This window comes from Streptomyces sp. NPDC002265 (assembly GCF_040296125.1).
GTDB lineage: Bacteria > Actinomycetota > Actinomycetes > Streptomycetales > Streptomycetaceae > Streptomyces.
On sequence record NZ_JBEOWS010000038.1, the window covers coordinates 1 to 25,945 of the forward strand.

26 protein-coding genes and 1 pseudogene are annotated in these 25,945 nt (G+C 72.2%); 9 read left to right on the forward strand and 18 right to left on the reverse strand.

Going from position 1 to position 25,945, the window contains the following annotated elements; all coding sequences use genetic code 11:
* Positions 1 to 35: 35 nt before the first annotated feature.
* Positions 36 to 821 (reverse strand): TetR/AcrR family transcriptional regulator, encoded by a 786-nt coding sequence (locus ABT085_RS09810; protein ID WP_351604095.1) that lies wholly within the window; start codon positions 819 to 821, stop codon positions 36 to 38.
* A 205-nt stretch (positions 822 to 1,026) separates the two neighbouring features.
* Here ABT085_RS09810 and ABT085_RS09815 point away from each other — a divergent pair, with 205 nt between their 5' ends.
* A complete protein-coding gene (locus ABT085_RS09815; protein WP_351604097.1) occupies positions 1,027 to 1,476 on the forward strand; it encodes a nitroreductase family deazaflavin-dependent oxidoreductase in 450 nt (149 codons plus the stop codon).
* 7 nt (positions 1,477 to 1,483) lie between these two features.
* Here the strand turns inward: ABT085_RS09815 and ABT085_RS09820 are convergent, their stop codons facing one another.
* Positions 1,484 to 2,872 carry a geranylgeranyl reductase family protein gene (locus tag ABT085_RS09820; RefSeq protein ID WP_351604099.1) on the reverse strand — a complete coding sequence of 463 codons (1,389 nt, stop codon included), beginning with the start codon at positions 2,870 to 2,872 and terminating at the stop codon, positions 1,484 to 1,486.
* 181 nt (positions 2,873 to 3,053) lie between these two features.
* On the opposite strand from ABT085_RS09820, the gene ABT085_RS09825 reads away from it, so the two are divergent.
* Positions 3,054 to 4,409 carry a dipeptidase gene (locus tag ABT085_RS09825; RefSeq protein ID WP_351604101.1) on the forward strand — a complete coding sequence of 452 codons (1,356 nt, stop codon included), beginning with the start codon at positions 3,054 to 3,056 and terminating at the stop codon, positions 4,407 to 4,409.
* Positions 4,410 to 4,582: 173 nt separating this feature from the next.
* Here ABT085_RS09825 and ABT085_RS09830 read toward each other — a convergent pair whose 3' ends face one another.
* From ABT085_RS09830 to ABT085_RS09840, 3 genes are all read right to left on the reverse strand, one after another.
* The gene (locus ABT085_RS09830) at positions 4,583 to 5,626 is read right to left on the reverse strand and encodes an NUDIX hydrolase (RefSeq protein ID WP_351604103.1); all 1,044 of its coding nucleotides are present in this window, start codon (positions 5,624 to 5,626) and stop codon (positions 4,583 to 4,585) included.
* A 173-nt stretch (positions 5,627 to 5,799) separates the two neighbouring features.
* Positions 5,800 to 5,994 carry a hypothetical protein gene (locus ABT085_RS09835; protein ID WP_351604105.1) on the reverse strand — a complete coding sequence of 65 codons (195 nt, stop codon included), beginning with the start codon at positions 5,992 to 5,994 and terminating at the stop codon, positions 5,800 to 5,802.
* 101 nt (positions 5,995 to 6,095) lie between these two features.
* Positions 6,096 to 7,049 carry an ROK family protein gene (locus ABT085_RS09840; RefSeq protein WP_351604107.1) on the reverse strand — a complete coding sequence of 318 codons (954 nt, stop codon included), beginning with the start codon at positions 7,047 to 7,049 and terminating at the stop codon, positions 6,096 to 6,098.
* A gap of 192 nt (positions 7,050 to 7,241) precedes the next feature.
* Here ABT085_RS09840 and ABT085_RS09845 point away from each other — a divergent pair, with 192 nt between their 5' ends.
* The gene (locus ABT085_RS09845) at positions 7,242 to 8,279 is read left to right on the forward strand and encodes a LacI family DNA-binding transcriptional regulator (RefSeq protein WP_351604109.1); all 1,038 of its coding nucleotides are present in this window, start codon (positions 7,242 to 7,244) and stop codon (positions 8,277 to 8,279) included.
* 168 nt (positions 8,280 to 8,447) lie between these two features.
* Here ABT085_RS09845 and ABT085_RS09850 read toward each other — a convergent pair whose 3' ends face one another.
* Positions 8,448 to 9,737, reverse strand: coding sequence for a DUF6986 family protein (locus ABT085_RS09850; RefSeq protein ID WP_351604111.1), 1,290 nt, complete (start codon positions 9,735 to 9,737; stop codon positions 8,448 to 8,450).
* Between the two features lie 195 nt (positions 9,738 to 9,932).
* Here ABT085_RS09850 and ABT085_RS09855 point away from each other — a divergent pair, with 195 nt between their 5' ends.
* Positions 9,933 to 10,892, forward strand: coding sequence for an endonuclease/exonuclease/phosphatase family protein (locus ABT085_RS09855; protein ID WP_351604113.1), 960 nt, complete (start codon positions 9,933 to 9,935; stop codon positions 10,890 to 10,892).
* Between the two features lie 149 nt (positions 10,893 to 11,041).
* Here the strand turns inward: ABT085_RS09855 and ABT085_RS09860 are convergent, their stop codons facing one another.
* The 4 genes from ABT085_RS09860 to ABT085_RS09875 all read right to left on the reverse strand — a co-directional run bounded on the left by ABT085_RS09860 (position 11,042) and on the right by ABT085_RS09875 (position 14,169).
* On the reverse strand, positions 11,042 to 12,004 hold the full coding sequence (locus ABT085_RS09860) for an electron transfer flavoprotein subunit alpha/FixB family protein (protein WP_351604115.1): 963 nt from the start codon (positions 12,002 to 12,004) through the stop codon (positions 11,042 to 11,044).
* A gap of 53 nt (positions 12,005 to 12,057) precedes the next feature.
* Complete coding sequence (locus ABT085_RS09865) at positions 12,058 to 12,846, reverse strand: electron transfer flavoprotein subunit beta/FixA family protein (protein ID WP_162468893.1); 789 nt, start codon at positions 12,844 to 12,846, stop codon at positions 12,058 to 12,060.
* Positions 12,847 to 13,065: 219 nt separating this feature from the next.
* Complete coding sequence (locus ABT085_RS09870) at positions 13,066 to 13,575, reverse strand: flavin reductase family protein (protein ID WP_351604117.1); 510 nt, start codon at positions 13,573 to 13,575, stop codon at positions 13,066 to 13,068.
* A gap of 234 nt (positions 13,576 to 13,809) precedes the next feature.
* Positions 13,810 to 14,169, reverse strand: a complete 360-nt coding sequence (locus tag ABT085_RS09875; protein ID WP_351604119.1) for a TlpA family protein disulfide reductase — start codon at positions 14,167 to 14,169, stop codon at positions 13,810 to 13,812.
* A 120-nt stretch (positions 14,170 to 14,289) separates the two neighbouring features.
* Here ABT085_RS09875 and ABT085_RS09880 point away from each other — a divergent pair.
* A pseudogene (locus tag ABT085_RS09880) lies at positions 14,290 to 14,409 on the forward strand (DUF4395 domain-containing protein); the annotation flags it as partial.
* A 188-nt stretch (positions 14,410 to 14,597) separates the two neighbouring features.
* Positions 14,598 to 15,326 (forward strand): lysophospholipid acyltransferase family protein, encoded by a 729-nt coding sequence (locus ABT085_RS09885; protein WP_351604121.1) that lies wholly within the window; start codon positions 14,598 to 14,600, stop codon positions 15,324 to 15,326.
* A gap of 202 nt (positions 15,327 to 15,528) precedes the next feature.
* Here ABT085_RS09885 and ABT085_RS09890 read toward each other — a convergent pair whose 3' ends face one another.
* The 5 genes from ABT085_RS09890 to ABT085_RS09910 all read right to left on the reverse strand — a co-directional run bounded on the left by ABT085_RS09890 (position 15,529) and on the right by ABT085_RS09910 (position 20,204).
* Positions 15,529 to 16,221: a B3/B4 domain-containing protein gene (locus tag ABT085_RS09890; RefSeq protein WP_351604123.1), complete on the reverse strand. Its 693-nt coding sequence runs from the start codon at positions 16,219 to 16,221 to the stop codon at positions 15,529 to 15,531.
* Positions 16,222 to 16,229: 8 nt separating this feature from the next.
* Positions 16,230 to 16,820, reverse strand: a complete 591-nt coding sequence (locus ABT085_RS09895) for a transglutaminase domain-containing protein (RefSeq protein ID WP_351604125.1) — start codon at positions 16,818 to 16,820, stop codon at positions 16,230 to 16,232.
* A gap of 119 nt (positions 16,821 to 16,939) precedes the next feature.
* The gene (locus tag ABT085_RS09900) at positions 16,940 to 18,010 is read right to left on the reverse strand and encodes a threonine aldolase family protein (protein WP_351604127.1); all 1,071 of its coding nucleotides are present in this window, start codon (positions 18,008 to 18,010) and stop codon (positions 16,940 to 16,942) included.
* On the reverse strand, positions 18,007 to 18,765 hold the full coding sequence (locus tag ABT085_RS09905) for an SDR family NAD(P)-dependent oxidoreductase (RefSeq protein WP_351604192.1): 759 nt from the start codon (positions 18,763 to 18,765) through the stop codon (positions 18,007 to 18,009). The genes ABT085_RS09900 and ABT085_RS09905 overlap by 4 nt, the downstream gene beginning before the upstream one ends.
* A gap of 41 nt (positions 18,766 to 18,806) precedes the next feature.
* A complete protein-coding gene (locus ABT085_RS09910; protein ID WP_351604132.1) occupies positions 18,807 to 20,204 on the reverse strand; it encodes a DUF6421 family protein in 1,398 nt (465 codons plus the stop codon).
* A 423-nt stretch (positions 20,205 to 20,627) separates the two neighbouring features.
* Between ABT085_RS09910 and ABT085_RS09915 the strand changes: the two genes are divergently transcribed.
* Positions 20,628 to 21,311 carry a glycerophosphodiester phosphodiesterase gene (locus ABT085_RS09915; RefSeq protein ID WP_351604134.1) on the forward strand — a complete coding sequence of 228 codons (684 nt, stop codon included), beginning with the start codon at positions 20,628 to 20,630 and terminating at the stop codon, positions 21,309 to 21,311.
* A gap of 87 nt (positions 21,312 to 21,398) precedes the next feature.
* On the opposite strand, the gene ABT085_RS09920 is transcribed toward ABT085_RS09915, so the two are convergent.
* Positions 21,399 to 21,944 (reverse strand): GNAT family N-acetyltransferase, encoded by a 546-nt coding sequence (locus tag ABT085_RS09920; RefSeq protein WP_351604136.1) that lies wholly within the window; start codon positions 21,942 to 21,944, stop codon positions 21,399 to 21,401.
* A gap of 70 nt (positions 21,945 to 22,014) precedes the next feature.
* Here ABT085_RS09920 and ABT085_RS09925 point away from each other — a divergent pair, with 70 nt between their 5' ends.
* Both ABT085_RS09925 and ABT085_RS09930 read left to right on the forward strand, forming a co-directional pair.
* The gene (locus ABT085_RS09925) at positions 22,015 to 22,407 is read left to right on the forward strand and encodes a VOC family protein (protein ID WP_351604138.1); all 393 of its coding nucleotides are present in this window, start codon (positions 22,015 to 22,017) and stop codon (positions 22,405 to 22,407) included.
* A gap of 160 nt (positions 22,408 to 22,567) precedes the next feature.
* On the forward strand, positions 22,568 to 23,332 hold the full coding sequence (locus tag ABT085_RS09930) for a VOC family protein (protein ID WP_351604140.1): 765 nt from the start codon (positions 22,568 to 22,570) through the stop codon (positions 23,330 to 23,332).
* A 174-nt stretch (positions 23,333 to 23,506) separates the two neighbouring features.
* On the opposite strand, the gene ABT085_RS09935 is transcribed toward ABT085_RS09930, so the two are convergent.
* Together ABT085_RS09935 and ABT085_RS09940 are read right to left on the reverse strand one after the other, a co-directional pair.
* Entirely contained in the window at positions 23,507 to 24,073 is a 567-nt protein-coding gene (locus ABT085_RS09935; RefSeq protein WP_351604142.1) for a MarR family winged helix-turn-helix transcriptional regulator, read from the reverse strand.
* Positions 24,070 to 25,827 carry an FUSC family protein gene (locus tag ABT085_RS09940; protein WP_351604144.1) on the reverse strand — a complete coding sequence of 586 codons (1,758 nt, stop codon included), beginning with the start codon at positions 25,825 to 25,827 and terminating at the stop codon, positions 24,070 to 24,072. The genes ABT085_RS09935 and ABT085_RS09940 overlap by 4 nt, the downstream gene beginning before the upstream one ends.
* Between the last annotated feature and the right edge of the window lie 118 nt (positions 25,828 to 25,945).

Here is a 25,945-nt window from a genome sequence, read left to right on the forward strand (position 1 = left end):
AACCAGTTCGTTTGGGGCGAGCCCGGCCGGGCCGCTCAGTCGGTCCGGCCCTGCTGCGGGTACACCAGCCCCACGCCGTGGGCGAGCCGGGCCACCGCGAGCCGGAAGAACGGCTCCCGATCCTCCACGACCCGGTTGAACTGCCCGAACAGCTCGAAGCCGATCAGCCCGTAGAGCTGCGCCCAGGCCGCGACGAGTGCCGTGACCACCTCCGGCGGCAGATCGGGGGCGAGGTCGGCGGTCATCCGCTCGGCCTCGGCGCGCAGTTCGGCCGGCAGCGGCGGCTTGGCCACCCCGAGTCCCCGGTGCGCGTCCCGCACGATGCCGATGAGGAGGAGGCCGACCCGCGCGGCGGCCGGAACGGTCGTCTGCGGCGCGGAGTATCCCGGCACGGGCGACCCGTAGATCAGCGCGTACTCGTGCGGGTGGGCGAGCGCCCAGGCGCGCGCGGCCTCGCACACCGCGGTCCATCTGCGCAGCGGACCGGCCTCGGCGACCGCGGCCTCCGCGGCCTCCGCGCTCTCGCCCAGGGAGTTGTAGGCGTCGATGATGAGGGCGGTGAGCAGGTCGTCACGGCTGGGGAAGTAGCGGTACAGCGCGGACGAGACCATCCCCAGCTCGCGCGCCACGGCCCGCAGCGAGAGCTTCGCGGCGCCGTCCGCCGCGAGCTGTCTGCGCGCCTCGTCCTTGATTGCCGCGGTGACTTCGACCCTGGCGCGGGCGCGGGCGCCACGGGTCGCTCCGCCCGGGGCACCGCCTCCAGGGCCGTGTCCCGTGCCGTGTCCGGTGCTGTCTCCGGTGCCGTGTGGGGGGTTGCTCATACGAGCGAGTGTCCCACGTTTTGGGAGCAGTGCACACAACCGAGAGCACTGCAACGAAGCAAGAGCACCGCCATGAAATGAGAGCGCCGCAAAAAAACGAGAGCAGTGCTCTTGCTATGGAACACCGATCTCCGGCAGACTGCCTATCAAGCGAGAGCAGTGCTCACGCAATGCGCTCCCCGAGAGCTTCCAGGAGGAAGTAGCCATGTCCACGCACGCCATGAAGCCCGGCTGGTTCACCATCAACGTCTTCAACCGTGCCGTCGCCTGGATCACCCGCCGCGGCATCAGCGTCTGGGGCTCTCGGGTACTGGCGGTCCGCGGCCGCAAGAGCGGCGAGTGGCGGACCACCCCCGTGAACCTCCTGACGGTGGACGGCCGTCAGTACCTGCTCGCCCCTCGCGGTCACGTCCAGTGGACGCACAACATGCGGGCGGCCGGCGGCGGTGAACTGCGCCTGGGCAAGAACGTCGACGAGTTCACCGCGACCGAGGTCGCCGACGACGACAAGGTCCCGCTGCTGCGCGCCTACCTCAAGCGCTGGAAGGCCGAGGTAGGCGTCTTCTTCAAGGGCGTCGGGCCCGACTCCCCCGACGCCGAACTGCGCCGGATCGCTCCGGACCACCCGGTCTTCCTCATCAGCCTCAAGAGCTGAACGAGCATCAGGAGCCGGTCTCGTCCGCCTCGCGGACCTCGTCCGCCTCGCGCGCCTCGGCGCCCTCGCCGTCCGCGACAGCGGCGCCGCCCCCGGCGCTCGCACCGCGCGCACCACGCTTGTTGCCCGTATCAGCCACACCGTCGGCGTCGGCCGCGCCACTCGCCGCGTCCGCCGTGGGCCGGCGGTCCAGCGCGGTCAGGGCGCGCTGGGCGAGGGGGTGGCCGCGCATGAGCTCACCCAGGGTCGTCGCGCCCCGGGTGATGTCCGCGAACGCCCGCCAGGCGGGCCGGAATCCCGTGAGAGCCGCGTGGAAGACGCCGGGCCGCCGCTCGAACACCGCCAGCATCCGCTTGCCGACGCTCATCTCCACACCCAGCCCGGCCTTGATCGCGAAGGCGTAGTTCAGGGCCTGCCTGCGGGTGTCCACGCCGTCGTGCGCCTCGGCGATGCGGACCGCCCATTCGCCCGCGAGCCGTCCGGAGCGCAGCGCGAACGAGATGCCCTCGCGCGTCCACGGCTCCAGCAGCCCGGCCGCGTCCCCGCACACCAGGACCCGACCGCGCGACAGCGGCGAGTCGTCGGCCCGGCAGCGGGTCAGATGCCCCGAGGAGATGCTCGGTTCGAAGCCCGCGAGGCCGAGCCGGGCGATGAAGTCCTCCAGATAGCGCTTGGTCGCGGCGCCTTCGCCACGGGCCGAGATCACACCGACCGTCAGCGTGTCGCCCTTGGGGAACACCCAGCCGTAGCTGCCGGGCATCGGTCCCCAGTCGATGAGGACCCGCCCCCGCCAGTCCTCGGCGACCGTGTCCGGCACCGGGATCTCCGCCTCCAGGCCGAGGTCCACCTGGTCGAGCTTGACTCCGACATGCGCCCCTATGCGGCTGGCGCTGCCGTCCGCGCCGACCACCGCCCGCGCGAGCACCGTCTCGCCGCCCTGGAGGACGACGGCGACCGTGCGCCGGTCCGGTACGGCCGAACCGTGCTGCTCGACCCGCTGCACGGTGACGCCGGTCCGCAGCTCGGCGCCCGCCTTCTGGGCGTGCTCGACCAGCTGCTGGTCGAACTCGGGCCGGTTGATCAGCCCGAACAGCATCCGCTTGGAGCGCCGGGTCCGGGTGAACCGGCCGTTGTTCGAGAACGTGACCGCGTGCACCCGGTCCTGCAACGGCAGTTCGAAGCCGGGCGGCAGGCTGTCCCGCGACGGTCCGATGATGCCGCCGCCGCACGTTTTGTAGCGGGGCAGCTCCGCTTTCTCCAGCAACAGGACGCGCCGCCCCGCGACCGCCGCCGCGTAGGCGGCCGAGGCCCCCGCGGGTCCCGCGCCCACCACGACGACGTCCCACACCTGCCGCACGTCGTCCGCCGAAGAGTTCTCGGAGTTCTCGCTGCTCACGATGGTCTACTGCTCCCGATCAAGCCGCTGCCGCACCTGTCCCCCGCATCCTACGGCGGCCGTGGCCCCGGACCGCTGTGGGAGTATCGGAGGCGTTTGCGCCCTGCACCCCAGGTGCGCATACGCTGACACGATCATCCGTACTCACACGTACAACGTCGCACCCACGAGGAGCGTGCCCATGTCGTCGAATCCGGTCGCCGAGACCGTCGCCTCGCTGATGCCCAGGGCGAAGGCCGAGCTCACCGAACTGGTGGCTTTCAAGTCGGTGGCGGACTTCGACCAGTTCCCCAAGAGCGAGAGCGAGGGCGCCGCGAACTGGATCGCCGACGCCCTGCGCGCCGAGGGCTTCACGGACGTGGAACTGCTCGACACCCCCGACGGTACGCAGTCGGTCTACGGCTACCTGCCCGGCCCTGAGGGCGCCAGGACCGTCCTGCTGTACGCCCACTACGACGTGCAGCCGCCGCTGGACGAGGCCGCCTGGTCCACCCCGCCGTTCGAACTGACCGAGCGCAACGGCCGTTGGTACGGCCGCGGCGCCGCCGACTGCAAGGGCGGCGTGATCATGCACCTGCTCGCCCTGCGTGCGCTGAAGGCGAACGGCGGTGTCCCGGTGCACGTCAAGGTGATCGCCGAGGGCTCGGAGGAGATGGGCACGGGCGGCCTGGAGCGGTACGCCGAGCAGCACCCGGACCTCCTGGCCGCCGACACGATCGTCATCGGCGACGCGGGCAACTTCCGCGTCGGCCTGCCGACCGTCACCACCACCCTGCGCGGCATGACGATGCTCAACGTGCAGGTCGAGACGCTCGAGGGCAACCTGCACTCGGGCCAGTTCGGCGGCGCCGCGCCCGATGCGCTGGGCGCGCTGATCCGCGTACTGGACTCGCTGCGCGCCGAGGACGGTTCGACGACGATCGACGGGCTCGCCCCGACGTCCCCGTGGGACGGACTCCAGTACGACGAGGAGCAGTTCCGCAAGGACGCCAAGGTGCTCGACGGCGTCGGACTGATCGGCTCCGGCACGGTCGCCGACCGCATCTGGGCCCGTCCGGCCGTCACGGTGCTGGGCATCGACTGCCCGCCGGTCGTCGGCGCGACCCCGTCCGTGCAGGCGAGCGCGCGGGCCAAGGTGAGCCTGCGGGTGCCGCCGGGCGTCGACGCGGCCGAGGCGACCAAGCTGCTCCAGGCCCACCTGGAGGCGCGCACGCCGTGGGGCGCGCGGGTGCGTACGGAGCAGGTCGGCCAGGGCCAGGCGTTCAGCGCCGAGACGTCCAGCCCGGCGTACACGGCGATGGCCGAGGCGATGGCGGTGGCGTACCCGGGTCAGCAGATGCAGTACGCCGGCCAGGGCGGCTCCATCCCGCTGTGCAACACCCTCGCCTCCCTCTACCCGGACGCGGAGATCCTGCTCATCGGTCTGAGCGAGCCGGAGGCGCAGATCCACGCGGCGGACGAGAGCGTGTCCCCCGACGAGCTGGAGCGGCTGTCGGTGGCCGAGGCGCTGTTCCTGCTCAACTACGCGGCCGGCTGAGCCACCCGGTCCACACCGGTGGGCCCCTCGCCTTGGGGCGAATCACAGGGGCCCACCGTCACATCTGCGGGCGGGACGGCACGCCGACCGCCGTACCGGGCCGCACACCGGTCCCCGGTCATCGGCCGCTCCAGGCCGTGCGTCGGTCACCGGCCGCCGTGCCGGCCCGTACGTCAGCCGCCGACCGGTGTACCCGCCTCCAGATACAGGGCCGCGCCGCGTTCCTTCGCGCGCAGGGCCCAGCGCAGCCGCTCGTAGCGGACGGGCGGGAGCAGGTCGGCGGCCTCCTGTTCGGTGACGAAGCGCCAGGCGCGCAGTTCGGGGCCGGGCAGCAGCAGCCCGGCGGCGCGGTCCGGGGCGAGCCGGCCGCCGTCGAAGAGCAGCCGCAGGCCGCCGTAGCCGGGCGGTACGGGCCGTTCCCAGTCGACGACGAGGAGGCGGGGCATCTCGTCGAGGTGTACCCCGGTCTCCTCCGCCACTTCGCGTACCCCCGCCTGGGCCGGGGCCTCGCCGGGTTCGACGACGCCGCCGGGGAACTCCCAGCCGGCCTTGTAGGTCGGGTCGACCAGGAGCACTCGGTCCTGGTCGTCGAAGAGCAGCACGCCCGCGGCGGTCGTCTCGGCCGTCGGTTCGGGTGTCTGCACGATGGCGCAGGTGGCCACGGCCCCGCTGCCGACGGCCTCGGCGATACGGACGGCCGTCTCGTACGGGGTGAGGGCACTGGTGTCGACGAGGTGCGCGTCGGCGGTGAGCCAGCCGGCGAGCGCGGCGCGGTAGGGCTCGATGTGGTCGTACGACCACTGGCGTACCCGTATCTCGCCGTCGGGCAGGTCCGGTGGAAGTTCGCGGTCGGCTATGCGCTCGCGCAGGATCGTTTCAGCCGGGGCGAGCAGGACATGGCGCACCGCGAGCCGCCGGGCGGCGAGACCGCCGAAGATCTCGTCGCGGTACTCCTGTCGCAGCAGGGTCATGGGGACCACCAGGGTGCCGCCGAGCTCGGCGAGCATCGCGGCCGCGGTGTCGATCACGAGTCTCCGCCAGATCGGCAGGTCCTGGAAGTCGCCGACCTCGGCGAGGTGTTTGGCCGGCAGCAGATGTGTGAGTGCCGCCCCGATGACTTCGGGGTCGAAGAGTGTGCTGTTCGGGATCAGTTCGATCAGTTCCCGCGCGGTCGCGCTCTTCCCCGCGCCGAACGCACCGTTGATCCAGACGATCACGGTTCCCCCTCTTCCGTTGGCCCCCTGTGGCTTGCCCGCTCCACCCTGCCACGGAAACCAGCTCCCGTTGAGGGTGCCCGGACGCGGGCCCGGAGCCCCGGTGCGGGGCTCCGGCACAGGTTGCCGCGGGAGACCGGTCCTGGGGAACCGGCGCCGGCCGCGCGCCGCGGCCGTCAGCCGCCGTGCCCCAGGGGGTTCTCGCCGAGGTCGACGCTCTCACCGGCCACGACGTGGTCGAGGGTGCCGACGGTGTCCCGTACGTTCAGGTCGGTCAGATCCTCGGCGGCCGCGCTGTGGGACGGGGTGATCGCGGCGACCACGAACCCGGTGGCGAGGGAGGCGATGGCAAGCATGCTGCGCTTCTTCATGCCCGGCTCAACTCCGCAGGGGGGCGCGGGGTCACGCCCTTGTCCGGACGAACGCACCCGACGGCCCCGCGACGTCCGCCCCGGCGGTCGCCGTGGGTCCGTCAGACCCCGGCGGTCGCCGTGCCCGCCGCCCCCGCGAGTGCGGCCGCGGCCGCTCCCACCAGGCCGGCGTCCGTGCCCATCTGGGCCGGTGCCACGGTCAGGCGCTGCACGAAGGACAGGGTCGCGTAGTCGCCGAGGGCCTTGCGCAGCGGCGCGAAGAGCACCTCCCCCGCCTTGCCCACTCCCCCGCCGACGACGGCGATGTCGATCTCCACGAGCGTCGCGGTGGCCGCGATCCCGGCCGCCAGGGCCTGCGCCGCCCGTTCGAAGGAGGCCACGGCGACCGGGTCCCCGGCCCGCGCGGCGGCGGCCACCGCGGCGGCGGAGGTGTCGCCGTCCGGGCCGGGGCGCCAGCCGTTCTCCAGGGCCCGGCGGGCGATGTTGGGGCCGCTCGCGATGCGCTCCACGCACCCGCGCGCGCCGCACGGGCACAGGTCGCCGTCCAGATCCACGCTGATGTGACCGATGTGGCCCGCGTTGCCGGTGGGGCCGGGGTGGAGCTGGCCGTTGAGGACCAGACCGCCGCCGACGCCGGTGGAGACGACCATGCACAGCGCGTTGGCGTGGCCGCGGGCCGCGCCCTGCCAGTGCTCGGCCGCGGTGATCGCCACCCCGTCGCCGATCAGCTCGACGGGCAGGCCCCCGGTCGTCGCCCGGACCCGTTCGACGAGCGGGAAGTCGCGCCAGCCGGGCACGTTCACCGGGCTCACCGTGCCCGCGCCCGCGTCCACCGGACCCGCGCTGCCGATGCCGACGGCGCGGGTACGCTCCCACAGCGGCGACGCGCCGAGTTCGCCGAGGACCTCCTCGACGGCCCGCATCACGGTGTCGCCGTCCTCCCGCGCGGGCGTCGGGCGCTGCGCCCGCACCAGGATCGTGCCGTGGCCGTCGACCAGCGCTCCGGCGATCTTGGTGCCGCCGATGTCGAGCGCGGCCACGAGGTGGGTGTGCATCAGTGTCGGATCTCCCCGTCAACCATGAGAAAAGGCTGGCCGGTCCAGCGTTGGGGGACGTGGGCCGAGATTGCGGTGGACAGTCTCTCCCGCATCTGACAACGTTGTCCAGGCCCTATGCTCGACGCCACATCCTCATACATGCCCGTGGAGCGATGCACACCCCCCGTGGCCGACAGGACAGGACGTACCGTGCCCGACACGCCCCGCCGATCCGAGAGCCGTTACGGCAACCGTCCGACCATGAAGGACGTGGCCGCACGCGCCGGGGTAGGACTGAAGACGGTCTCCCGCGTCGTCAACGGCGAGCAGGGGGTCACTCCGGAGACCGAGCGCCGGGTCCAGGAGGCGATCGACTCCCTCGGCTTCCGGCGCAACGACAGCGCACGGGTGCTGCGCAAGGGCCGCACCGCGAGCATAGGCCTGGTGCTGGAGGACCTGGCCGACCCGTTCTACGGACCGCTCAGCCGCTCGGTCGAGGAGGTGGCCCGCGCGCACGGCGCCCTGCTGATCAACGGCTCCAGCGCCGAGGACCCTGAACGCGAGCAGGAGCTGGTGCTGGCGCTGTGCGCCCGCCGGGTGGACGGGCTCGTCATCATTCCCGCGGGTGACGACCACCGCTATCTGGAGCAGGAGATCAGGGCGGGCGTCGCCACGGTCTTCGTGGACCGGCCGGCCGGGAAGACGGACGCCGACGTCGTCCTGTCCGACAACTTCGGCGGCGCCCGCGACGGCGTCGCCCACCTGATCGCCCACGGACACCGCCGGATCGGCTTCATCGGCGACATGCCCCGTATCCACACGGCCGCCGAGCGGCTGCGCGGCTATCTGGCGGCCATGGAGGACGCCGGGATACCCGTGCAGGACTCCTGGACGTCCCTGGGCGTCACCGATCCGCTGCGGGTGCGCAGGGCGGCGGAGGACATGCTCCGCGGGCCCTCCCCCGTCACGGCGGTCTTCGCGGGCAACAACCGGGTGAGCGTCACGGTGATCCGGGTTCTCGCCGAGCAGACCCGCCGGGTGGCTCTCGTCGGCTTCGACGACATCGAGCTCGCCGATCTGCTGCACCCGGGTCTCACGGTCGTCGCCCAGGACGCGTCGGTGCTCGGCCGCACCGCCGCCGAGCGTCTGTTCGGCCAGCTGGACGGCTCGCTGATCGTCCCGGAGCGCATCGAGCTGCCGACGCGTCTGATCACTCGCGGCTCGGGCGAACTGCCCCCGGCGGACTGACCGGGCCGCGACCCGGACGACGGGACCCGGACAACAGGACCGGGACGACGAGACCCGGACGACGGGACCCGGACGACGGGACCCGGACGACGGAGCCCAGGGCGACCGGAGCGGCCCCTGGGCGGGACCGCGGAGGCCAGGACCGGTGCCGCCACCCGGCGGCAGCCGTCAGACCGCCGCGCCGCCCCGCCGCGGCGCCGCGAAACCGTCCAGCTCGGCCCGGGTCAGGCCGGTCGCGCCGGTGACCTCCGCCAGGTCCAGCGCGCCGCAGTCGAGGCCGCGCAGCAGATGTCCGCTCAGGGCCTTGGCGGTCGCGGGCTCGTCCATGACGTCGCCGCCGGCGCGGTGGACGTAGCGGGCGAGCCGGGCCGCAGTGCGCTCGAAGCTCTCCCGGTAGAAGGCGAAGACGGCCGCGTACCGGGTGGGGAGGTGGCCGGGGTGCATGTCCCAGCCCTGGTAGTAGGCACGGGCCAGGGCGCGCCGGGTGAGGCCGTAGTGCAGGCGCCAGGCGTCGTGGACCTGTTCGGCCGGGCCGACCGGCAGCACGTTGGTGGAGCCGTCCGAGAGGCGTACGCCGGTGCCCGCGGCCGCGACCTGCATGACCGCCTTGGCGTGGTCGGCGGCCGGATGGTCGCTCGCCTGGTGGGCGGCGGACACACCGAGGCAGGCGCTGTAGTCGAAGGTGCCGTAGTGCAGGCCCGTGGCGCGGCCCGCGGCGGCCCGGATCAGGCGGGCGACGGTGGCGGTGCCGTCGGCGGCGAGGACGGCCTGGCTGGTCTCGATCTGGATCTCGAAGCCGATCCGGCCGGGCCCGAGACCGCGCGCCTTCTCGAACGCCTCCAGGAGCCGCACCATGGCGGTGACCTGCTCGGGGTAGGTGACCTTGGGCAGGGTCAGCACGAGCCCGCCGGGCAGCTCTCCGGCTTCCGCCAGGCCGCTGAGGAAGACGTCGAGGGTGCGGATGCCGCGGTCGCGCACGGCGGCTTCCAGGCACTTCATCCGGATGCCCATGTACGGGGCGGCCGTGCCGTCCTCGTACGCCCGCGCGATCAGACGGGCCGCGCGGGCGGCCGCCTCGTCCTCCTCGGCGTCCGGACGGGGACCGTAGCCGTCCTCGAAGTCGACGCGCAGGTCCTCCACCGGCTCGCGCTCCAGCTTGGTCCGCACGCGCGCGTACACGGGCTCGGCGAGTGCGTCGTCCAGGCCGAGGACCGCGGCGAAGGAGGCCGCGTCGGGCGCGTGTTCGTCGAGGGCGGCCAGCGCCCGGTCCCCCCAGGAGCGGACGGTGCCGGCCTCGAAGACGTCCCCGGGCACATAGACGGTGTGGACGGGCTGGCGGGTGCCCGGGTCGCCCGGGTAGTCCCGCTCCAGTGCGGCGTCGACCGGCGCGAGGAAGGCGCCGATCTCCTCGCCGACCGCGCCCGCGAGGCTCGTCGTCACCTTCTCGTCCCGGCTCATCGCGCACCCTCCGGTTTCCGCAGTACGGAATCAACAATCCGTTGAATGAACTTGTCGGGCGAACTTATCCAGCGGACTTTCCGCGGGTCAACACCCTGTCCACGCCCCTGTCCCTCCTGGTTCACCGCGCTCCGGCGCCCTCTTCCCTCCAGGCCTCTTCCCCTTCATCCTGGCTCCCGAGGGGAGGGGACACACATGGCGATCACCCCAGGGCCCACACGTCGGGCGGGGCTGCGGACCCTGGTGGCCGTCGCGGCCACCGTGGCCGCCGTACCCCTGCTCGGCACCGTAGGGACCTCCGGGGCGCGCGACGCGGGCCCGACCGGGAACCGGGACGAGGCCAAGGACGCGGGCCCCGCGCGCGTGAAGGCGCGAACCGTCCCCCCGTTGCGGGTCATGACGTTCAACCTGCGGGTCGCCGGCAGCCACGAGCCCAACAGCTGGGCGGACCGCCGGCCCGTGATGCGCGCGCTGCTGCGCCGCGCGGTCCCGCACGTCATCGGCACCCAGGAGGGACGGCTTCCCCAGCTGAGCGACATCGAGGCCGACCTCGGGCCGCACTACGCCTGGCTCGGCACCCCCGGCGGCGGCCGCGAGGAGTCGGTGGCCGTCTTCTACGACACCCGTAGGCTCGCGCCCGTCGAGCACACCACCTTCCGTCTCTCCGACACCCCCGACGTGCCCGGCTCCAACACCTGGGGGGCCGCCTTCCCCCGGCTGGTCACCCGGGTCCGCTTCCGCGATCTGCTCGATGCGGGGCGGCAGTTCCACGTCCTCAACACCCACCTCGACCACCGCAGCGAGTACGCGCGCGAGCGTGCCGCCGCCCTCATCGCCGAGCGGGTCACCGCCCTCGGCGACAAGCTCCCGGTCCTGGTCACCGGCGACTTCAACGCCGCGGCCCACGGCGGCCCGGTCTACGACACCCTGCTGGGCGCCGGGCTCCTGGACACCTGGGACACGGCGCGGCAGCGCGGGCCCGCCTACGGGACGTTCCACGCCTTCGGGTCACTGACGCCGGACGGCGAGCGCATCGACTGGATCCTGGCGACACCGGGTGTGACGGTGCATCGGGAGTCGGCCGACACGTTCTGGGTGCGGGGCCAGTGGCCGAGCGACCATCTGCCGGTGCTGGCCTCGCTGAACCTGGGCTGAGCCGCACCCGGCACGAGTCGAGCCCGTGATGGGCCGCCTCCGGAACGAGTTGCCTCGGCACGAGCCGGGTTTGGCACCAGCCGGGTCCGGAACGGGCGAGGCCCCCGTGACCGGTGTGGTCACGGGGGCCTCGGACAGCCTGGCGCGGATCAGCCCTTGCGGGTCTTGACCTCGTCGGTGAGCTGCGGGACGACGTCGAAGAGGTCGCCGACGACGCCGTAGTCGACCAGGTCGAAGATCGGGGCCTCGGGGTCCTTGTTGATGGCCACGATGGTCTTCGAGGTCTGCATGCCGGCGCGGTGCTGGATCGCGCCGGAGATGCCGGAGGCGATGTACAGCTGCGGCGAGACCGACTTGCCGGTCTGGCCGACCTGGTTGGTGTGCGGGTACCAGCCCGCGTCCACCGCGGCGCGCGAGGCGCCGACGGCGGCACCGAGCGAGTCGGCGAGCGCCTCGATGATCGCGAAGTTCTCGGCACCGTTGACACCACGGCCGCCGGAGACCACGATCGCGGCCTCGGTCAGCTCCGGGCGGCCCGTCGACTCACGCGGCGTACGGCCGGTGACCTTGGTGCCGGTCGCCTTCTCGGAGAAGGACACGGACAGCGCCTCGACCGCACCGGCGGCCGGGGCGGCCTCCACGGCGGCCGAGTTCGGCTTGACCGTGATGACCGGGGTGCCCTTGGAGACACGGGTCTTGGTGGTGAAGGAAGCGGCGAACACCGACTGGGTGGCCACCGGGCCCTCGTCGCCGGCCTCCAGGTCGACGGCGTCGGTGATGATGCCGGAACCGATGCGCAGCGCCAGACGGGCGGCGATCTCCTTGCCCTCGGCGGAGGACGACACCAGCACGGCGGCCGGGGAGACGGCCTCGACGGCGGCCTGGAGGGCCTCCACCTTCGGTACGACGAGGTAGTCGGCGTACTCGGCGGCGTCGTGCGTGAGGACCTTCACCGCGCCGTGCTCGGCGAGCGTGGCGGCGGTGTTCTCGGCGCCGGCGCCGAGCGCGACGGCGACGGGCTCGCCGATCCGGCGGGCGAGCGTCAGCAGCTCCAGGGTGGGCTTGCGGACGGCACCGTCCACGTGGTCGACGTAGACGAGGACTTCAGCCATGGGATTGCTCTCCTGCGGGGATGAATTGAGGGGCGGTCAGCTGCTGCGGGGCCTTAGATGAACTTCTGGCCCGCGAGGAACTCGGCGAGCTGCTTGCCGCCCTCGCCCTCGTCCTTGACGATGGTGCCCGCGGTGCGCGCCGGGCGCGCGGCCGCGGAGTCGACGGCCGTCCAGGCGCCCTCGAGGCCGACCTCGTCCGCCTCGATGTCCAGGTCGGACAGGTCCCAGGACTGAACCGGCTTCTTCTTGGCGGCCATGATGCCCTTGAAGGACGGGTAACGCGCCTCGCCCGACTGGTCGGTGACCGACACGACGGCCGGCAGGGAGGCCTCCAGCTGCTCGGACGCGGCGTCGCCGTCGCGGCGGCCCTTGACCGTGCCGTCCTCGACCGACACCTCGGACAGCAGGGTGACCTGCGGGACGCCCAGACGCTCGGCCAGCAGCGCCGGGACCACGCCCGCGGTGCCGTCGGTGGAGGCCATGCCGGAGATCACCAGGTCGAAGCCGGCCTTCTCGATGGCCTTGGCCAGCACCAGGGAGGTGCCGATGACGTCCGTGCCGTGCAGGTCGTCGTCCTCGACGTGGATGGCCTTGTCGGCACCCATCGACAGCGCCTTGCGCAGCGCGTCCTTGGCGTCCTCGGGGCCCACCGTCAGAACGGTGATCTCCACGTCGTCGTCCGAGTTCTCGGAGATCTGCAGCGCCTGCTCGACCGCGTACTCGTCGAGCTCGGAGAGCAGACCGTCCACGTCGTCCCGGTCCACGGTCAGGTCATCGGCGAAGTGCCGGTCGCCAGTGGCGTCGGGCACGTACTTCACAGTGACAACGATCCTCAAGCTCACGCCGGCTCTCCTACTGCATCGTCTCTATTTCGGCTGCCTACTTGCAGGCAGCATAGGCGCCCCAAGCGGCCGATCCCGGTCGGGGCGGCCCGCGCTCCGAACGAAATATTACTCGTCAGTACACCCAGTTCGTTCCCGCTAAGCAAGCGCTTTGAACTGTGACCTTCGCAACGCAGCGTAATCGGAAGTCGACGACTTCGCAGGGGCAGGGTGCTGTGATCAGTCACGCAGTGCGTTGAACCGGCCCTGGTGGTAGACGAGCGGACGTCCGGGGCCCGTGGGATCGCCGACGGTGACCTCGGCCAGCACGATGCGATGGTCGCCCGCGGGCACCCGGGTGACGACGCGGCACACCAGCCAGGCGGAGACGTCGTCGAGCAGGGGGACGCCCTCGGGACCCTCGCGCCAGGCGGTCGGCGCGCCGAACCGGTCGGCGCCGCTGCGCGCGAAGGTGCCGGCCAGCTCCCGCTGGTGCTCGCCGAGTATGTGCACGCCCACATGGGTGGCCGTGGAGACGGCCGGCCAGCTGGAGGAGCCGGTGCTGATCCCGAAGGAGAGCAGCGGGGGCTCGGCCGACACGGAGGTGAGCGAGGTGGCGGTGAAGCCGACCGGCCCCGCCGCGCCACGGGCGGTGATCACGGCGACTCCCGCCGCGTGCCGCCGGAAGACGGAACCCAGCAGGTCGGGCGAGGCGAGGCGGGAGGCTGCGAGGTCGGGCGTGGCCGTCATGGAGTTGTCCTTCTGCGGCAGGGGCGTGGGCGTGGGGCCGTGACTGCTCAACAGTCCGGACAGCACGCGCTCGCGGTGCGGGCGAGGTCGATGTGCACCCGCCCGAAGAGAAGGAGTTCCCTAGGCATACGGTCAGGCTGACGATAGGTGCCACGCACAGTCAAGTGCGTACCGGCATGTGGGAGATGTCTCACCGTGTCCCACCGTGCGCCCCCTGCGCCGGGTCCGGGGCCGTCAGACGGCTTCCCCCAGTGCCGCGATGACGTCCGCCTTGCGCGGCTGGCCCGCGGCACGCCGCACGATCCGCCCGTCCGCGTCCAGGACGAGCACGGTCGGGGTCTTGAGGACGCCGAGTTCGCGTACGAGGTCGAGCCGGGCCTCCGCGTCGATGTCGACGTGGGCCACGCCCGGGACCAGCGCGGCCACCTCGCCGAGGATCCGCCGGGTGGCCCGGCAGGGGGCGCAGAAGGCGCTGGAGAACTGTACGAGCGTGGCCCGTTCGCCGAGTTCCCCGCCCAACCGGTCGGCCCCGAGCCGCTGTCCGTCACCCTGCCCGCGCACCCGCACTCCCCCGCTCCGCCGCCGACGCGGCACCCTTGGACACCCGCCCTCGCGGGCACCGCCCCACGCGGCACACGTCCGGGCGTCAACTCCACCAGCGTCCGGGGGAGCGCAAAGATTCCCGGGTCCGCGACACGCCGAGTTCGCGCGGGTGTCGGGCTCGCGGCGACCGGGCGCCGCGTTCACGCCGCCTTCCCGGATGGCGCGTTCGGGTACTGCCTGGGCCACGAGTTGTACCTGCTCACCCGGCGCGTCACGGTGCGCGTGAAGTAAAGGCGGGTTAAAAGCGCAGGTGGATCATGGGGCCGACGTGACGAGGATCTCGCCGCACCCGGGCACCAGGACTGGCTCCCCGGCCGTTATTCGGGCACGATCTGCGGGATGCCGTAAACCTACGGCTGCGTAAGTTTCCGGCTGGGAGATCCCTTCCCAGGCAGAGTAAGGAAGGGCCCACCCCGTCCATGGCTGAACTGGTCTACCGCCCCGTCGTCGGTCTCGCGCGCACGCTGTTCAAGGTGTGGGACCTCAAGATCGACTGCAAGGGGTCGGAGAACATCCCACGTTCGGGCGGCGCCGTACTGGTGAGCAATCACATCAGCTATCTGGACTTCATCTTCGACGGTCTGGCCGCTCTGCCGCAGAAACGTCTCGTTCGTTTCATGGCGAAGGAGTCCGTCTTCCGGCACAAGGTGTCCGGTCCGCTGATGCGCGGCATGAAGCACATTCCCGTGGACCGCGAACAGGGCGACGCGGCGTACGCGCATGCCCTGGAGTCGCTGAAGTCCGGTGAGATCGTGGGGGTCTTCCCGGAGGCCACCATCTCACAGTCTTTCACGCTGAAGAGCTTCAAGTCGGGTGCCGCACGGCTGGCCCAGGAGGCGGGCGTCCCGCTGGTCCCGATGGCGGTCTGGGGTACGCAGCGGCTGTGGACCAAGGGGCACCAGCGCAACTTCAAGCGCAGCCACACCCCGATCACCATCCGTGTCGGCGAGCCGGTGGAGGCCCCCCGCGACCAGTACGCGGGCGCCATCACCCGCCGACTGCGCGAGCGTGTCCAGGAGTTGCTGGAGGCCGCGCAGCGCGCCTATCCCGTACGCCCCAAGGGTGCGGACGACACCTGGTGGATGCCGGCCCACCTCGGCGGCACGGCGCCCACTCCCGAAGAGGTGCGGGCCGCCGAGGCGCGCTGACGCCGCCGCGCGCCCGGCCGGTCCGGGCGCAACGTGCCGGTACGGCCGGTCGGCCGGACCGCCGGGGTGACACGCGCTCGGACCGCCGGTCCCGGCCGGCCGGGCCGGACCGCCGCCACCGGCCGGAGCGCCGACGCCGGCGGGCAGCAAGGCGCTCACCCGCCCGTACGTCAGCCCGTACGCCAGCCCGTCCGCCCGTCCGTCAGCCCACGTGCCGGAGCGTGATGCGGGCGCCGGGGCTGAACTTCTCCAGCAGTTCGGCGAGTTCGGTCGCCGCCGCCTCGACGTCGGACAGCGGCATCGGGGCCATCCCCTCCAGCAGGAAGATGCCCGAGGTGGTGGTCTCGGTGAGCCGGGTGCGCGGGCCCTGGCGCCAGTTCCAGCGACGGCACGTCACCCCCGCCTCGTCACGCCACACCACTTCGCCGGCGTCGGGGTGCTCCACGCTCTCCTCGCCGCCCGAGACGGTCGCGAAGTCCTCGTCACCGGCGGCGCGCACCAGGCTCATACCGCCCTGGATCCGGTCCATGTCCTCTCCCCCGACGGGGATGAGGTGGGCGACGCTGACTGCGTTGTACAGGTCGACGAACAGATTGACGCGCGGCAGACCCGCGTCCGTCAGCGCCCGCCTGGCCAGCGCCTCGGCCGAGTTGCGGGTACGCGACGGCTTCGAGCCGAACGCCGTGTACACCTCCCGCCAGGCCGCCATGTGCGGGTCCTCGTGCGGAGCGCGGCCGTCCAGCCGGGCCGCGAGCCGGCGGGCCGCGTCGTCGAGGACCGCCGCACTGGCGTCCGTGCCGGGCCCGTTGACAAGGCCGTGCGCCTCGACGGCGACACAGGTGAACCCGGGTGCGAGGGTGCGCACGTCGTCGGACACGATCAGGGAGAGGGTCATCGCCTGCCTCAGAGTGCGGTGGGAAGCGTCTTCCAGAGGTGCGGCCGGTCGGAGGCTGCCATGAGCGCACCGAGCGCGGCCGGGTGAGGTTCAGAGTACAGGACCGGATAGTCCAACTCATTGGACTGCGGATCGGCGACGAAGGCCAGCCGCTCGCCGTCGAGGGAGAACCGGGCGTCCACGCCCGGCTTGTTGCCGCGCGGGTCCTGCCGGTGCCAGGAGCCGTGGAACCGCACGGCGACCAGTCCGTGCACGACATGGCCGCCGTCGTCGTCCGCCAGCCGCTGGTAGGCGAACCCGGTGGGGATGTCCTCGGCGCGCAGCAGTGCGGCCAGCGCATGGGCCTTGGCGTAGCAGATCCCGGTGCGCTTCTCCAGGACGTCGGAGGCGCGCCAGGTGACGCGCGGATCGCCGGAGTCCTGGGAGTGCGGAATGGTGTCGCGCACGAACTCGTACGCCGCTCGCGCATAGGCATACGAGTCGACCGCCCCCTCGGCGAGCCGGGCGGCTGTCTCCCGCACACGCGGATGGTGGTGGTCGACGACCTCGTCAGCCGCCAGGTAAGCGGACAGATCTGGGGTGTTCTGGATCAGCTCCATGAGCGCAGAGCATAGAAATGCGATCACCCGAGAGTCAATGACTTTTCAGGTGACCGCATATCTATGCATCACTGCGGGCGTCACCGCGCACATCACCGCGCACATCGCTGCACGCGTCGTCAGTGCGCCATCTCCTCCTTGAGCGCCGCGACGAACGCGTCCACGTCCTCCTCGGTCGTGTCGAACGCGCACATCCAGCGCACGTCGCCGGCCGCCTCGTCCCAGAAGTAGAAACGGAAGCGCTTCTGGAGGCGCTCGCTCACGTCGTGCGGCAGCCGCGCGAAGACACCGTTGGCCTGCACCGGGTAGAGGATCTCCACCCCGTGCACGGCACGGACGCCCTCGGCCAGCCGCGTGGCCATCTCGTTGGCGTGGCGGGCGTTGCGCAGCCACAGGTCCTTGGCGAGCAGGGCCTCCAGCTGCACCGACACGAAGCGCATCTTGGAGGCGAGCTGCATGGACAGCTTGCGCAGGTGCTTCATGCTGCGGACGGCGTCCTGGTTGATGACGACGACCGCCTCCCCGAACAGGGCACCGTTCTTCGTGCCGCCCAGGGAGAGGATGTCGACGCCGACCGCGTTGGTGAACGCGCGCATGGGCATGTCGAGCGACGCGGCCGCGTTGGCTATCCGGGAGCCGTCCAGGTGCACCTTCATGCCGTGCGCGTGGGCGTGGTCGCAGATCGCGCGGATCTCGTCCGGCGTGTAGAGGGTGCCCAGCTCGGTGCTCTGGGTGATCGAGACGACCTGGGGCATCGCCCGGTGCTCGTCGTCCCAGCCGTACGCCTGCCGGTCGATCAGCTCGGGCGTGAGCTTGCCGTCCGGCGTCGGCACGGTGAGCAGCTTGAGGCCGCCCATCCGCTCCGGGGCGCCGCCCTCGTCGACGTTGATGTGGGCGCTCTCGGCACAGATCACCGCGCCCCACCGGTCGGTGACCGCCTGGAGTGCGACGACGTTCGCGCCGGTGCCGTTGAAGACGGGGAACGCCTCCGCCGTGGGCCCGAAGTGGCTGCGGATGATCCGCTGGAGGTTCTCCGTGTAGTCGTCCTCGCCGTACGCGACCTGGTGGCCGCCGTTGGCCAGGGCCAGGGCGGCCATCACCTCCGGGTGGGCGCCGGCGTAGTTGTCGCTGGCGAATCCGCGGATCTGCGGATCGTGGTGGCGGCGCGCGTCGGTCTTCGGAGGGTTCACGGCTTCTCGGTGAGCCACAGACGGTTTCCGTTCACTTCTGCGGCGGGCCGGTTCCAGACGTCGACGATGGCCTCGGCCAGGTCCTTGACGTCCGTGAAGCCCGCGAACTTCGCGTTGGGTCGCTCGGCGCGCATCGCGTCGTGCACCAGCGCCTTCACGACAAGGATGGCAGCCGCGGACGTGGCACCCTCGGCGCCCTCGGAGAGCCCCGCCTTGCGGAAGTAGTCGGCCATGGCCAGCGTCCACGCCTCGGCGGCGGCCTTGGCGGCGGAGTACGCGGCATTGCCCGCGGTCGGGTTGCTCGCTCCGGCCGCGCTGATCAGGACGTACCGACCGCGGTCGCTGCGCTGGAGCGCCTCGTGGAAGGCGAGGGAGGTGTGCTGCACGGTCTTGACGAGCAGCAACTCCAGGAAGTCCCAGTCGTCGAGGATGGTCTTGGTGAAGGTCTCGCTGCCGCGCCAGCCGCCGACGAGGTGGACGAGGCCGTCGATACGGCCGAAGTCCTTCTCGATGTGGGCGGCCCAGTCGCGGGTGGACTGCAGGTCGAGCAGGTCCACCGTGTCCCCGGTGACGGTGGCGCCACCGGACGCGTAGCGGGCCGTGTCCACGGCCTCGGAGAGCCGCTCGGGGTCGTTGTCCGCCCCGACGACGGTGGCGCCCGCCTCGGCCAGCCGGAGCAGCGCCGCACGTCCGGCGGGTCCGCCCGCGCCGGCCACCGCGATCACAGCACCACTGAGAGCACCGTTCCCCACCATGTTCTTCGCCTCCTGAGCAGTGTTCTCGGTGCCGCGCTCGCTCACGCGGCGACCCGCTCGGCGCCGTCCGCCGTAATGCCCCGGGTTGAGGCGATCACGTTCTTGAGCTTCTTGGACAGGGCCTCATAGAACATGCTCAGCGGAAACTCGTCCGGAAGCACGTCGTCCACGAGTCGGCGCGGCGGCTGCGTCAGGTCCAGGGCGTCCGGACCCTTGGCCCACGTGGAGCCCGGGTGCGGGGCGAGGTATCCGGAGACCAGCTCGTACCCGGCGAACCAGTGCACCAGCTTGGGGCGGTCGATCCCGTCGCGGTACAGCTGCTCGATGTCGGCGCACAGCTGGTTGGTGACCTGCGGGGCGCGCTGCCAGTCGATGTGCAGCTTGTTGTCGGTCCAGCGCACGACGTCGTGCTTGTGGAGGTAGGCGAACAGCAGCTGGCCGCCCAGACCGTCGTAGTTGCGCACCCGGTCGCCGGTGACCGGGAAGCGGAACATCCGGTCGAACAGCACCGCGTACTGCACGTCCCGGGCCTGCGGGACGCCGTCGGCCTCCAGCTTCACGGCCTCCTTGAAGGCGGTGAGGTCGCAGCGCAGCTCCTCCAGGCCGTACATCCAGAACGGCTGGCGCTGCTTGATCATGAACGGGTCGAACGGCAGGTCGCCGTGGCTGTGGGTGCGGTCGTGGACCATGTCCCACAGGACGAAGGCCTCTTCGCAGCGCTTCTGGTCGTGGACCATGGCGGCGATGTCCTCGGGCAGCTCCAGGCCCAGGACCTCGACGGCGGCGTCGGTGACGCGACGGAAGCGGGCCGCCTCGCGGTCGCAGAAGATGCCACCCCAGGTGAATCGTTCCGGCGCCTCGCGGACGGCGATGGTCTCCGGGAAGAGCACGGCGGAGTTGGTGTCGTAGCCGGCCGTGAAGTCCTCGAAGGTGATCCCGCAGAACAGCGGGTTGTCGTAGCGGGTGCGCTCCAGCTCGGCCAGCCAGTCCGGCCAGACCATCCGCAGGACGACGGCCTCGAGGTTGCGGTCGGGGTTGCCGTTCTGGGTGTACATCGGGAAGACGACCAGGTGCTGGAGGCCGTCCTCGCGCCGCGCGGCGGGCTGGAAGGCCAGCAGCGAGTCGAGGAAGTCCGGCACCGCGAAGCCGCCGTCGGCCCAGCGGCGCAGGTCCTTGACGAGGGCCTCGTGGTACGCGACGTCGTGCGGGAGCAGCGGCGAGAGTTCCTCGACGGCGTCGGCGACACGCCCGACGGCGAGTTCGGCCTCGTCCTTGCCGGGCGCGCCCTCGGCGTCGAAGTCGATCGAACCGTCCTTCGACTGCCATGGCCGGATCTGCTCCACGGCATCCTTGAGCACGGGCCACGCCGGGTGCTCGACCACCCTGCTCACGGGAGGAACCCGCTCCTCCGAACCCACCTGCACAAGAATTTCCGGCATTTCCCATCCTCCACGGGAGAACATCACGTAAGGAGACCGTATACATACGAGGTTCCCTCCAGCAAGTGGATCCTCGGGAAATTATTCTGCGTACTCCGCATGTCACCGCACTTTTTCCTGTGCGACACCGGAACGGCCCACGCTTCCGCTACCCGCTCGGACACGGCGCACACCCGGCACCGGGAACCGGATCCGGCCACCCCGCGGAGCCCGATCCACCGGCGACTCGCCCACCGCGGGGGCCGCCCCGGCGCCACGGACCGGCTCCGACCCGGACGCCACACCAATGCCCTGCGTACGAGCGGGTCCATCGCGGGGCCTGGCCACTAGGCTGCGGCTCTGCCGCGTGGACAGTGCCGTCCGCTCCGTCCGCCTCTGCTCCGCGCGTGCGCCGAGCCGCCGTCGACGGAAGCGAGTTGAACCTTGAACTTCCTTACCATCGGTCATCGCGGGGTCATGGGTGTCGAGCCCGAGAACACCCTTCGTTCCTTCGTCGCAGCCCAGCAGGCGGGGCTGGACGTCATCGAACTCGATCTGCACCTGAGCAAGGACGGCGCCCTCGTCGTCATGCACGACGCCGACGTGGACCGCACGACCGACGGTTGCGGCCCGATCGCCGAGATGACCCTCGGGGAACTGCGCGGCCTGGACGCGGGCCGCGGTGAGCGGATCCCGGTCTTCGAGGAGGTGCTGGACGCGGTGCGCACACCGCTCCAGGCCGAGATCAAGGACGTGGCGGCCGCCCGGGCGCTGGCCGAGGTCATGACCCGGCTCGATCTGCTGGGGCGCGTGGAGGTGTCCTCGTTCCACGACGAGGCGATCACGGAGATCGCCCGGCTGGTGCCCGGCGTCCGCACCGCGCTCGTCGCCAGCCGGTACGGCGTCGACATCGTCCGGCGGGCCGTCGACGCCGGGGCCTCGACGGTCTGCCTCAACATCCGCCGCCTCACCCTGGAGATCGTGGAGCGGGCCCGGGAGGCGGACCTGAGGATCATCGGCTGGGTGGTGAACACCCAGGACCACCTACGGCTGGTGCGCGCCCTCCAGCTGGACGGCGCGACCACCGACTACCCGGACATCAAGCGCACCGGCCGCTTCACCGCCTGACGGCAGGAGCGGCCGGGGACGGCGGTGCGGTGCGGCGCGGTCGGGCGCGCCGCACGACAGCCGGCCGCCTCGCCCGCACGGGACGGGCTACGCCGCCAGCTCCTTGACCAGCAGCTCGAACTCCAGGTCGTCGCGCTGCGGGATGCCGAAACGCTCGTCGCCGTACGGGAACGGGGTCATCCGGCCCGTACGGCGGTAGCCGCGGCGCTCGTACCAGGCGATCAGGTCGTCGCGCACCGAGATGACGGTCATGTGCATCTCCGCGACACCCCAGGTCTCGCGGGCCAGCCGCTCCGCCTCCGCGATGACGGTCTTGCCGAGGCCGCCGCCCTGCAGGGTGGGGCTGACCGCGAACATGCCGAAGTAGGCGTGGGCGCCGCGGTGCTCGATCTGGCAGCAGGCCAGCAGCTCGCCGTCGCGCTCCGCCGTCAGCAACCGGCTGTCGGGCGACGTGATGACCGCCAGCACGCCCTCCGGGTCGGTCCGCTGACCTTCGAGGATGTCCGCCTCGGTGGTCCAGCCGGCCCGGCTGGCGTCCCCCCGGTACGCGGACTGCACGAGCTCGACCAGCGCGTCGACGTCGGCTGCGGTGGCGTCGCGGAAGGTCGGTCCGGTGGTGGCGACGGTGTCCATGGGCGGGTCTCTCCGATCTGTGGCGCGGCTCGGCAGGGACGAGGGTAGCTCGCCGGTAGGCTCCGGCTGCATGGTGCATGTACTGAGCAGCCGGACCCTCCTGTGCCCCACCGACCCCGACGCCTCGCGCGCCTTCTACGGCGAGCGGCTGGGCCTGGCCGTCTACCGCGAGTTCGGCACCGGTCCGGAACGCGGCACCGTCTACTTCCTCGGTGGCGGCTTCCTGGAGCTCTCCGGGCGCGCGGAGACCGCGGCGTCCCCTCCCCTGCGGCTGTGGCTCCAGGTCGCGGACGTCGCCGCGGCACACGCCGAGCTGGAGGCCCGCGGCGTCGAGATCGTACGTCCGCCGCGGACGGAGCCGTGGGGACTGGTCGAGATGTGGATCGCCGACCCGGACGGCACCCGGATCGTGCTGGTGGAGGTACCGGCCGAGCATCCGCTGCGCTACCGGCCGGGCATCTAGAGCCTGCCCTGGACGGCAGAGCCGGCGGCCACACCGGTGCCACACCGCGGTGCCGGGTCCGGCAAGGGCGCTGCCGCCGGAGTGTGGCACCGAGTGCCGGATGGCCGGTGGCGGGAGGCGGGGCTAGCGTGCTGAAGGGGCCCCCATCGGAAGGAACGCCATGAAGCTCGACAAGCCGGTGCCCGGCGGGCCCTGCTGGACCGAACTGGGGACCAGCGATCTGGAGGGCGCGAAGCGGTTCTACGCGCAGGTGTTCGGCTGGCGGCCGGAGACGGATCCGCGGCCGGAGGCGGGCGGCTACACGATCGCTCGCCTGGGAGACGCGGCCGTCGCCGCCCTCTCGCCCCTGTACCAGGAGTCGCAGCCCGTCGCGTGGAACGTGTCGTTCGCCGTGACGGACGCCGACGTCGCCGCGCGGCTGCTGGCGGAGGCGGGCGGCAAGGTCCTGGTCGGGCCGATGGAGGTGTTCGACGCGGGCCGGTTCACGGTGGCCCTGGATCCGGGCGGCGCGGCCTTCCAGCTGTGGCAGGCAGGGGCGTTCCCGGGCGCGGGGGTGTTCAACACGCCCGGCTCGCTCGGCTGGGTGGAGTTGCTGACCCGTTCGCCCGAGCGCGCCGAGACCTTCTACACGACGCTGTTCGGCTGGACCGTGAACGCCTCCGAGCACTACACGCAGTGGGGCGTCCACGGCGCCGACTTCGGCGGCATGATCGCGATGGACGACAAGTTCCCGCCCGAGGTGCCGCCCCACTGGCTGCCGTACTTCGCGGTGGAGGACGTGGACGCGACGGCGGCGACCACGACGGCCGGCGACGGCAGCGTGCTCATGGAGCCCACCACCATGGGGGGAGGGCGACGGCTCGCGGTGCTGCGCGATCCGCAGGGCGCGGTCTTCGGGGTCTACTCGGGAGGGGCCGAGGGCTGAGAGCCGAGAACTGAGAGTCGAAGGCTGAGAGTCGAAGGCTGAGAGCCGAGGGCTGAGCACGCCCCACGTCGCGAACCGTCGAATCCGCTGCCGCGCGGACGGCCGAGCCCGCCTGAACGGCTGAGGCGGGACGCCTGCGGGCGGCTTGGGGGCGCGCTGCGGGCAGACTGCCCGTCAGGCCCGCAGCGCGCCCATGTGGCCCTCCAGTCGGCCCAGCAACTCGGCGAGGAGCGCGGACAGTTCACTCTGACTCGGCGGGTCCAGCACCTCCAGCACGGCAGACTCGTAGGCCAGTTGCTCGGGCAGGATCGCGTCGACGAGATCGCGGCCGGCGTCCGTGAGACGGACGTGGGCGACGCGACGGTCCCGGGTGTCGCCGCGACGCTCCACCAGGCCGCGCTCGGTGAGCTGCTTGAGGCGTTTGGTCACCGCGGCGCCCGAGGAGAAGGTCTCGCGGGCCAGCTCGCTGGGGGTCAGCTCGTGCCCCGTGCGGCGCAGCGCGCCGAGCAGATCGAACTCGGGGCGGCTGAGACCGGCCCGGCGCAGCGGGGCGTCCTCGGCCTGTTGCAGCAGCGCGGCGCAGCGGTTGACCCGGCCGATGATCTCCATGGGCCCGGTGTCGAGTTCGGGGTGCACGGCCTGCCACTGCCCCACCACGGCGGCGACCGTGTCCCCGCGCGGTGCCCCGCCGGCCCCGGCCGCGCCGGCCCCTTCCGTCGGTCCACCCTGCGTCGGCGTCATGACCGTACGTCCTCCGCTCTGCCGCTCGTGCGCCGGTCCAGGAGCAGTCCCTGGCGCCGTACCGTAGCCGCGAGCGTACGGTGTCCGCTCTGCTCGGCGAGCACGACCCGCTCCATGGGGAGTGCGCGCTGCCACCACTCACCGGCGGCCGCGTCCGCGGTGGCCCGCAGGTCGACCAGGGCACCGGCCAGTACACGCCGGGCGGACTCCAGTGCGCCGGGGGCGACGCGCGGCTCGGCCGACAGCCGGGCGGCGCGCTCCCGGGCGAGCTCCGAGGCGGCCAGCGCCTGTTCGAGGCGGTCGCCCGAACGCCGGTTGGTGACGGCGATCGCGGCGACGAGACCGACCAGCGCACCGATCAGGGTGTCCAGGACCCGTTCGGTGATCAGCTCGCCCGCGTCCTGCGTCCGGGCGAATTCGGTGATGAGCAGCGCCATCGGGGTGACGCAGATGCTGCCGAGCCAGTAGTTCCGGCTGATCAGCGCCTCCGCGCCGAAGTTCAGGACGAGGCAGCACAGCACGAGCGCCGCCTGGTGGAGGTGGGCCAGCGGGACGAGCGCGGCGAAGACGAGCACCCCGACGAGGTTGCCGACCACGCGCTGGACGCCCCGGCTCCAGGTGAGGGTGAGGTTGGCTTGGTAGAGGGAGGCCGCGGTGACCAGGGCCCAGTAGGGGCGGCCGACCCCGAGGGCGAGGGAGGCGTATCCGGCGAGGGCGCAGCCGACGGCGGTACGGACGGCGAGGGGGGTGAGCGGGCCGAGCCTGGTCCACAACGGCCGGTTTCCGGCCCTGAGTTCGGCTTCGACGCCGAGGAGTTCGTCGGCGGTGGCGGCCGGCTCGCCGACCTGCGGTACGGGGCCGCGTCCGCGCAGGGCGCGCGCCCAGGCACGCAGCCGCTCGGGATCCGTGTCGCCGGGAGCGGCGAGCGCGACCTCGGCGCGGACCACGAGCCGTTCGAGCGCGCGCCGGGACCCGGAGCGGGCACCGGCGGCGAGCAGGGTCTGCCAGGCGGCGTGCACGGCGGCGGCCGTCGCGGCCCGGGCCCGCGACAGACCGGCACCCGCGGCCGCCGCCGCGCCCGTGTCCGTGTCCGCGCCCGCACCTTCGGTCGTACCGCCGGTCGCGCCTGTCCGCGCCGCGGCGCCGGCCGCGACGGCGTACGCGGCCGCGGCTTCGAGGGCCTGGGCGGTGGCCCGTCGCTCCGGGCCGTGCGGTCGTACGAGCCCGGGAGCCATGCCGACGATCCAGGCCCAGGCGCCCGCCGCCAGGGCCAGGGCAAGGTGGCCGGGGACCTGGCCGAGGGACTGCGGGGCGAAGAGGGAGGCGGAGCTGATGAAGGTGAGGACCACGTTGCCGGGCGGTCCGACCCGGCTCGCGTCGCACAGCACCTTCTGTACGGCGGCCAGCAGCGCGCCGACGGTGACGAGGACGACGGCGTTCGCGGTCAGCGAGGCGGCGAGCAGCGAGACGGCGAGGCCGCCGGTCATGCCGAGCACCACCAGGGCCAGGACACGGCCGCGGGCCGCGTACGGACGGTTGTGGGCGTACAGCGCGCACAGGGACCCGGCCATCGTGTACATGGCCAGGTCGAGGCGGCCGAGCGCCAGCAGGGCGAGGTTGGGCGGGGCGACCGCGGCGACCGCGCTGAGGGCGGGCTTGAACCAGATCTCGGAGGGCCGGCCGAGGCGCAGCACACCGGCCAGCGGGAGGCGCCGGGGGCGTGGGGTGGCGGGGGTGGGGGTCGCACTGCTCATACCGACAAGGTTAGCAGGTGTTTTACCTGTAAATAATTTCCACGGGCCCGGTCGACACCCTGGGTGACCTGCCGTGCTCCGCCGAGTGCTCCCCGTGTACACCCTTGCGCTCGCTTGC

Excerpts from the sequence above, each read along its gene's own strand:
- ABT085_RS09810 (WP_351604095.1), bottom strand. The coding sequence starts at position 821 with ATGAGCAACCCCCCACACGGCACCGGAGACAGCACCGGACACGGCACG.
- ABT085_RS09815 (WP_351604097.1), top strand. The coding sequence starts at position 1,027 with ATGTCCACGCACGCCATGAAGCCCGGCTGGTTCACCATCAACGTCTTC.
- ABT085_RS09825 (WP_351604101.1), top strand. The coding sequence starts at position 3,054 with ATGTCGTCGAATCCGGTCGCCGAGACCGTCGCCTCGCTGATGCCCAGG.
- ABT085_RS09835 (WP_351604105.1), bottom strand. The coding sequence starts at position 5,994 with ATGAAGAAGCGCAGCATGCTTGCCATCGCCTCCCTCGCCACCGGGTTC.
- ABT085_RS09840 (WP_351604107.1), bottom strand. The coding sequence starts at position 7,049 with ATGCACACCCACCTCGTGGCCGCGCTCGACATCGGCGGCACCAAGATC.
- ABT085_RS09850 (WP_351604111.1), bottom strand. The coding sequence starts at position 9,737 with ATGAGCCGGGACGAGAAGGTGACGACGAGCCTCGCGGGCGCGGTCGGC.
- ABT085_RS09855 (WP_351604113.1), top strand. The coding sequence starts at position 9,933 with ATGGCGATCACCCCAGGGCCCACACGTCGGGCGGGGCTGCGGACCCTG.
- ABT085_RS09860 (WP_351604115.1), bottom strand. The coding sequence starts at position 12,004 with ATGGCTGAAGTCCTCGTCTACGTCGACCACGTGGACGGTGCCGTCCGC.
- ABT085_RS09870 (WP_351604117.1), bottom strand. The coding sequence starts at position 13,575 with ATGACGGCCACGCCCGACCTCGCAGCCTCCCGCCTCGCCTCGCCCGAC.
- ABT085_RS09885 (WP_351604121.1), top strand. The coding sequence starts at position 14,598 with ATGGCTGAACTGGTCTACCGCCCCGTCGTCGGTCTCGCGCGCACGCTG.
- ABT085_RS09890 (WP_351604123.1), bottom strand. The coding sequence starts at position 16,221 with ATGACCCTCTCCCTGATCGTGTCCGACGACGTGCGCACCCTCGCACCC.
- ABT085_RS09895 (WP_351604125.1), bottom strand. The coding sequence starts at position 16,820 with ATGGAGCTGATCCAGAACACCCCAGATCTGTCCGCTTACCTGGCGGCT.
- ABT085_RS09905 (WP_351604192.1), bottom strand. The coding sequence starts at position 18,765 with ATGGTGGGGAACGGTGCTCTCAGTGGTGCTGTGATCGCGGTGGCCGGC.
- ABT085_RS09910 (WP_351604132.1), bottom strand. The coding sequence starts at position 20,204 with ATGCCGGAAATTCTTGTGCAGGTGGGTTCGGAGGAGCGGGTTCCTCCC.
- ABT085_RS09920 (WP_351604136.1), bottom strand. The coding sequence starts at position 21,944 with ATGGACACCGTCGCCACCACCGGACCGACCTTCCGCGACGCCACCGCA.
- ABT085_RS09925 (WP_351604138.1), top strand. The coding sequence starts at position 22,015 with ATGGTGCATGTACTGAGCAGCCGGACCCTCCTGTGCCCCACCGACCCC.
- ABT085_RS09930 (WP_351604140.1), top strand. The coding sequence starts at position 22,568 with ATGAAGCTCGACAAGCCGGTGCCCGGCGGGCCCTGCTGGACCGAACTG.
- ABT085_RS09935 (WP_351604142.1), bottom strand. The coding sequence starts at position 24,073 with ATGACGCCGACGCAGGGTGGACCGACGGAAGGGGCCGGCGCGGCCGGG.
- ABT085_RS09940 (WP_351604144.1), bottom strand. The coding sequence starts at position 25,827 with ATGAGCAGTGCGACCCCCACCCCCGCCACCCCACGCCCCCGGCGCCTC.